This window comes from Pseudomonas sp. CNPSo 3701 (assembly GCF_028674975.1).
In the GTDB taxonomy this organism is placed as follows: Bacteria; Pseudomonadota; Gammaproteobacteria; order Pseudomonadales; family Pseudomonadaceae; genus Aquipseudomonas; species Aquipseudomonas straminea.
Map to the genome: position 1 here is coordinate 375,056 of NZ_JAQZSI010000008.1, position 6,358 is coordinate 381,413.

Consider the following 6,358-nt stretch of genomic DNA (forward strand, 5'->3'; position numbering starts at 1 on the left):
GCTTGCGGCGGGTTTTCGACACATTTCTGCTGCGGTTATTACCTGCCTGTCAGGCCGCCGAGGCCTGCGCCGGCAGCCGCTCGAGCAAACCTGGATCGATGCGCAGCAAGCGTACGCAGCGGGCATCGCGAAGCTGCTCGCTAGGCCGTTGCGTCTGCTCCAGCGCCAGCACCTGCCCGGCCAGATTGAGCACCAGCGCCTCACGGGAAAACACGCCGCTGTTCAGGCTGTAATAGGCGGCCACCAACTCACGCAGGCCGAACGGCAGGCGCCAGCGGATGCGCAAGGCCGAACCGAAACCGGCAGCACGCTGGCCGATGGCCTGGTCGATCTGCGCGTCGCTCAGGCTGCCGCCGGCGTCCTGCCAGTCCTGCATGCAGCGCAGCAAGGCCAGCTCACCGATGTTGTGCAGCAGGCCAGCGGTGTAGCAGAGCTCGGCATCCAGCGACAGCTCGCTGGCCAGCCAATGGGCGACCTCGGCGCTGCGCTGGGCCGCCACCCAGGTACGCACGCCGCGCTCGGCCAGACGCGGGTCGCTGAGCCGCGCATTGCGCTGCACGGAAAGCCCCAGTACCAAGTTCAGGGTGCGTGCCACGCCCAGGCGCGGCAATGCCTGGGCCAGGGTCTGACAGGGCGAGCCGTTGTGATGGGCAGCGCTGTTGGCCGCGGCGATCAGGCAGGCGGTGATCTGCGGGTCGCGTGCGAACACCTGCTCCAGCTCGCGCAGGCTCGGCTCGCTGCTGTTCAGGTACTGGCTGACCGAGTCGCGCACCGAGGCCAGCAGCGGCGCGCCCTGGCCTTCTTCACGCATGGCGTCCAGGTAATCCTCCAGCCGGTTCACCAGCAGCGGGCGAATCGGGCACAGCAATTCTTCCCCGTCGGCGAGCAGCAGGCTGGCCAAGCGCTTGCGCAGCGCCTCGGCATTGAAGGGTTTGGCCAGGTAGGCGCTAGGTGCCAGCGGCTTGGCGGCGCGCACGCTGTTGGCATCCAGACGCCCGCTGATCAGGATGAATGGCAGCGCCGGCGTACGCGGATGACGACGTAGCTGGCGTAGCAGCTCGAGGCCATCGACGCCCGGCAGTTCGCTGTCGGCGATCACCAGTTCAGGCAGGCGGCGCTTGCAGCGCGCCATGGCCGCCTGGCCGTCGGCGACGCGAATCACCACGGCGTCGCACCGCACGTCGAGCACCAGTTGTTCGAGCAGATCCGCCGCCCAGGGGTCGGTATCGGCGATCAGCACTTCTGGAGCGGGTACCGCTTCAGCCATCAGAAAACCTCGGAACATCAACACAGGAAAACGCCGCAGTATAGACAAGACCGCGGCAGCCCTAACGTACCGGGATCAATGATGTAGCTACCGGCCACGCCATATAACGCGACGAAACAGCAGACAAAAAAAGACCCGCCGAAGCGGGTCCTTTTTCAACGGCGTGGCTTACGCCAGTTCGTCGAAGCACTCGGCCACGATGGCGATACCTTTTTCCAGCTGGGCGTCCGGGATGGTGACCGGCATCAGGAAGCGCACCACGTTGTAGTAGGTGCCGCACGAGAGCAGAATCAGGCCCTTCTCCCGCGCCTTGGCGACGATCTTGCCGGTCAGTTCGGCAGCCGGCTTGCTGTGGTCGCCGCCTTCGAACAGCTCGATGGCGACCATCGAACCCAGGCCGCGCACGTCGCCGATCACCTTGTGCTTGGCGGCGATGTCACGCAGACCAGCCTTGAGCTTCTCGCCAACGGCGTTGGAGCGATCCAGCAGCCTCTCTTCGTCGAACACCTTGAGTACGGCCAGGGCCGCGGCGCAGGCGATCGGGCTGCCGGCATAGGTGCCGCCCAGGCCACCGGGGGCGATCTTGTCCATGATCTCGGCCTTGCCGCTGACGCCGGAGATCGGGAAGCCGCCGCCCACGGACTTGGCGAAGGTGGTCAGGTCCGGCACCACGCCGAGTTGCTCGGTGGCAAAGAAGGTGCCGGTACGACCCGCGCCGGTCTGCACTTCGTCAGCGATCAGCAGGATGCCGTGCTGGTCGCACAGGGCGCGCAGGCGCTGCATGAAGGCTGGCGAGTTGACGTAGAAACCGCCTTCGCCCTGTACCGGCTCGATGATGATCGCGGCGATGTCCTGCGGCTGGGCATCGTTCTTGAAGATGCGCTCGATGCTGGCGATGGATTCGTCTTCGCTCACGCCATGCAGTTCGCACGGAGCGACGGCACGGTACACGCCAGCAGGCATCAGGCCCATGCCGGCGGAGTACGGCACGACCTTGCCGGTCAGCGACAGGGTCATCATGGTACGGCCGTGGTAGGCACCCGTGAAGGCGATCACGCCAGCACGGCCGGTAGCGGCACGGGCGATCTTCACGGCGTTCTCGACGGCTTCAGAGCCGGAGGTGACCAGCAGGGTCTTCTTGGCGAAGTCGCCCGGTACGCGCTTGGCGATTTCTTCGCACAGCTCGATGTAGGGCTCGTAGGCCAGCACCTGGAAGCAGGTGTGAGTCAGCTTGGTCAGCTGTTCCTGAACGGCGGCCACCACTTTCGGGTGCAGGTGACCGGTGTTCAGTACGGCGATACCGCCGGCGAAATCGATGTACTCGCGGCCCTCGACGTCCCACACGGTGGCGTTCTCGGCGCGCTCGGCGACGATCGGGTGGATCTGGCCGACACCGCGCGGTACGGCGGCCTGGCGGCGTTGCAGCAGGGATTCGTTGGTCTTGCTCATGGCTTCCTCATTCACCGCTCATCGTCGGTGTGGTTCAAGGATGACGCATCCCGCTGCAGCCACGACAGCATGCGATGATCGACTGCCGGGCCTTGCGGGATACAGGGAGAAACGTGTGTTGCGCCGCCGCAGCGGCGCAGGTCGATCAGTCTTAAATGCTCAGGCAGAGGTACTTGATTTCCAGGTAATCCTCGATGCCGTACTTGGAGCCTTCACGACCCAGGCCCGAGGCCTTGATGCCGCCGAATGGCGCCACTTCGTTGGAGATCAGGCCGGTGTTGATCCCGACCATACCGTATTCCAGCGCCTCGGCCACGCGGAACACGCGGGAGAGGTCACGGGCATAAAAGTAGGAGGCCAGGCCGAACTCGGTGTCGTTGGCCATGGCGATCACTTCGGCTTCGTCCTTGAAACGGAACAGCGGCGCCAGCGGGCCGAAGGTTTCGTCCTTGGAGACCAGCGCGTTCTTCGGCACGTCGGCCAGAATGGTCGGCTCGAAGAAGGTGCCGCCCAGGGCGTGGGTCTTGCCGCCGGAGAGGATCTTGGCGCCTTTGGAAACGGCGTCCTCGATGTGCTCCTTGACCTTGGCCACGGCCTTCTCGTCGATCAGCGGGCCAGTGGTGGTGCCGTCTTCCAGGCCGTTGCCGATCTTCAGCTTCTCGACCGCGACCTTGAGCTTCTCGGCGAAGGCATCGTAGACGCCGTCCTGCACGTAGATGCGGTTGGCGCACACGCAGGTCTGGCCGTTGTTGCGGTACTTGGAGATGATCGCGCCTTCGATGGCCTTGTCCAGGTCTGCGTCGTCGAACACGATGAAGGGCGCGTTGCCGCCCAGCTCCAGGGATACCTTCTTGATGTCCTGAGCGCACTCGGCCATCAGCTGGCGACCGATCTCGGTCGAGCCAGTGAACGACAGCTTGCGCACGATCGGGTTGCCGGTCAGCTCGCCGCCCACTTCACCGGCGCTGCCAGTCACCACGCTGAACACGCCAGCCGGGATGCCGGCACGGGTCGCCAGCTCGGCCAGGGCCAGGGCGGAGTACGGCGTCTGCGAAGCCGGCTTGAGCACCATGGTGCAGCCAGCGGCTAGGGCCGGGCCGGCCTTGCGGGTGATCATTGCCGCCGGGAAGTTCCACGGGGTGATGGCCGCGGTGACACCGATCGGCTGCTTGATGACGATCAGGCGCTTGTCGGCCTGGTGGCCCGGAATGGTGTCGCCATACACGCGCTTGGCTTCTTCGGCGAACCACTCGATGAACGAGGCGGCGTAGGCGATCTCGCCCTTGGCTTCGGCCAGCGGCTTGCCCTGTTCGATGGTCATCAGGCGCGCCAGGTCGTCCTGGTTCTCCAGCATCAGCTCGTACCAGCGACGCAGCTTGGCCGAACGCTCCTTGGCGGTCAGCGCACGCCAGGCCGGCAGGGCCTTGTCGGCGGCTTCGATGGCGCGGCGGGTTTCGGCAGCGCCCATCTTCGGCACGCTACCGATTACTTCGCCAGTGGCCGGGTTGGTCACCTTGATGGTCTGGCCGCTATCGGCATCAGCCCAGGCGCCGTTGACGAAAGCCTGCTGGCGGAACAGTTGCGCGTCTTTCAATTGCATGGCGATCTCCTCTATCCCGGCACCACGGCGCCAGGAGATGACGAAAGAAGCTGGGAGCGAACCCAGGCATGGGTTGGAGCGACAGGCTAGCTGCGGCCTGCAAATTCGAACGGAGTGCGCCGCCGTGAGTTCAGCTGGGCAACACCATCGTTTGAAATATCAAACAAATCGTAAGATCAGCTCGACCAAAGGGCAATAGGCCGTTCGAGAAAATTAACAGCTGCAGATGAGCGGGAGCAGGGCCGTCTTTGTTTATAGCCCAAACCTGTGGCGATCACTGGCCAAACGAGCACCTCGCGCAGCATGGACGCACGCCAGCGACATGCGTATGATTGCGCCCCGCAACGCACTCGTAGCTCAGCTGGATAGAGTACTGCCCTCCGAAGGCAGGGGTCGTGGGTTCGAATCCCGCCGAGTGCGCCATCTCGCTGCTTTCCTTCACTCTTCAGGTGACTGGGAAACGCAACACGAAGCCCGCCATGTGCGGGCTTTGTCGTTTCTAGCGCTCGTTCAATTCTGTGCTGAACGGTCCATCAGATGCGGACTTGTCTCGCAGGCATTTCGCATTCAACACCTGCACTTCATAAACCTCGCCGTTTTTCTCCTATAACAGCGCCTCTCTGCCTTATAAAAAAAATACACCGGGTGAAACATGCTCGACGACGGCTCATTCAAGCCAATAGTGCAGCTCTGAAAATTCTCTCGGCGCTTTGGCCTCGGCCTCTCAAATCGTTGACCAATCAATCTAAACCGCGATCCTTCGGTGAGTGTCCACTGCATTGCTATCGACCTCAGCCATTCAGGACTCTCGCTATGTACAACCCAGCCATACACGCCAAGGGCGAACTCTCGCAAGGCATCGTCTGGCTTGCTCGGACAGGCTATGCGGCACGCGGCGTGGTGTATCTGATCATCGGCGCTTTCGCTCTCTTCGCCGCCAAGGGCAGCGGTGAAACTGTCGGCACCAAAGGTGCTATCTCGACATTGCTGGAGCAACCTTTTGGCGAGACCCTGCTCTGGATAATGGTGGCGGGACTTTTCGCCTATGCCGTCTGGCGAATGACTCAGGCCATTACCGATCCGGAAGATCACGGCACCGACGCCAAGGGGCTCGCCGCGCGTGCAGGCCTGGTGGGCGCCGCCATCAGCTATGGCCTGCTGACCTTGTTCACGCTGGGTCTGCTGGGTAGTTCGCTCGGCGAGTCTTCGGGGGGCAGTGGGGGCGGCGAAGACTTTCTCTCTGGCATGCTGGGCTGGAAGTACTCGAACTATCTGGTTTACCTTGTGGCCCTGGTGCCGCTGGGGGTCGGCATCGCACATATCATCAAGGGCTGGAAAGCCAAGTTCGAAAAGTACTTCGGCGCCTCCGATGACGTCATGCGCTGGGTAACACCCATCTCCAAGGTAGGCCTCATTGCCCGAGGCGTTTCTTTTCTCGTGGTGGCCGGCATGCTCTTCAGCGGCGGTGCGCGCTATGAGCCGACCAAGCCACCAGGCTTGGAAGACGCACTGAACGCCCTGCAGTCATTGCCGTATGGCACCTTCTGGCTGGGGTTGATTGGCCTGGGACTGATCGCTTTTGCGCTATACAGCTTTGCCGAAGCGATCTGGCGGCGTATCGATACGGCGGCAGTCTTTGACTGAGCTGTACGCTCGACACCATCTCTATTGGAAATGCAGATGAAACAGCAGAGTTAGAAACAACAAAGCCCGCGCTATGCGGGCTTTGTTGTTTCTGAGCCAAGATCATCATGGGCATTGATATGCTCGGCTGGCGTGGTCCATGCCAGGTAGGTCATTTGGGCATGGCGACAAACTCGCACCAGCTCCCCGGGTTACGCCTTCGGCTAACCCAGGCTACAAGAGCCCTCAGCACCGTAGGGCGGCAGACGCGTCCCCCTTTCGTAGCCTGCGGTTGAGCGAAGCGAAACCCAGGTCAGGTTCAGGCTACTTACCTCTAGCAACTTATCGCTACGGTACGGCCTTTACGGCTGCCTCTTACGTAGCCTGCGGTAGAGCGAAGCGAAACCCAGGTCAGCGTG

Annotated in this window: 4 protein-coding genes and 1 tRNA gene; 2 read left to right on the forward strand and 3 right to left on the reverse strand. The window is 62.8% G+C overall.

Annotated features, from left to right (window positions below):
• Positions 1-49: 49 nt before the first annotated feature.
• From PVA39_RS21695 to gabD, 3 genes are all read right to left on the reverse strand, one after another.
• Positions 50-1,267 carry an HDOD domain-containing protein gene (locus PVA39_RS21695; RefSeq protein WP_274125804.1) on the reverse strand — a complete coding sequence of 406 codons (1,218 nt, stop codon included), beginning with the start codon at positions 1,265-1,267 and terminating at the stop codon, positions 50-52.
• 168 nt (positions 1,268-1,435) lie between these two features.
• Positions 1,436-2,716 (reverse strand): 4-aminobutyrate--2-oxoglutarate transaminase, encoded by a 1,281-nt coding sequence (gene gabT / locus PVA39_RS21700; RefSeq protein ID WP_274125805.1) that lies wholly within the window; start codon positions 2,714-2,716, stop codon positions 1,436-1,438.
• 151 nt (positions 2,717-2,867) lie between these two features.
• Positions 2,868-4,316, reverse strand: coding sequence for an NADP-dependent succinate-semialdehyde dehydrogenase (gabD, locus tag PVA39_RS21705; protein ID WP_147178109.1), 1,449 nt, complete (start codon positions 4,314-4,316; stop codon positions 2,868-2,870).
• Positions 4,317-4,662: 346 nt separating this feature from the next.
• Between gabD and PVA39_RS21710 the strand changes: the two genes are divergently transcribed.
• A tRNA-Arg gene (locus tag PVA39_RS21710) sits at positions 4,663-4,739 on the forward strand.
• Positions 4,740-5,129: 390 nt separating this feature from the next.
• Positions 5,130-5,960: a DUF1206 domain-containing protein gene (locus PVA39_RS21715; protein ID WP_274125806.1), complete on the forward strand. Its 831-nt coding sequence runs from the start codon at positions 5,130-5,132 to the stop codon at positions 5,958-5,960.
• Positions 5,961-6,358: the final 398 nt, after the last annotated feature.

Excerpts from the sequence above, each read along its gene's own strand:
- PVA39_RS21695 (WP_274125804.1), bottom strand. The coding sequence starts at position 1,267 with ATGGCTGAAGCGGTACCCGCTCCAGAAGTGCTGATCGCCGATACCGAC.
- gabT (WP_274125805.1), bottom strand. The coding sequence starts at position 2,716 with ATGAGCAAGACCAACGAATCCCTGCTGCAACGCCGCCAGGCCGCCGTA.
- gabD (WP_147178109.1), bottom strand. The coding sequence starts at position 4,316 with ATGCAATTGAAAGACGCGCAACTGTTCCGCCAGCAGGCTTTCGTCAAC.
- PVA39_RS21715 (WP_274125806.1), top strand. The coding sequence starts at position 5,130 with ATGTACAACCCAGCCATACACGCCAAGGGCGAACTCTCGCAAGGCATC.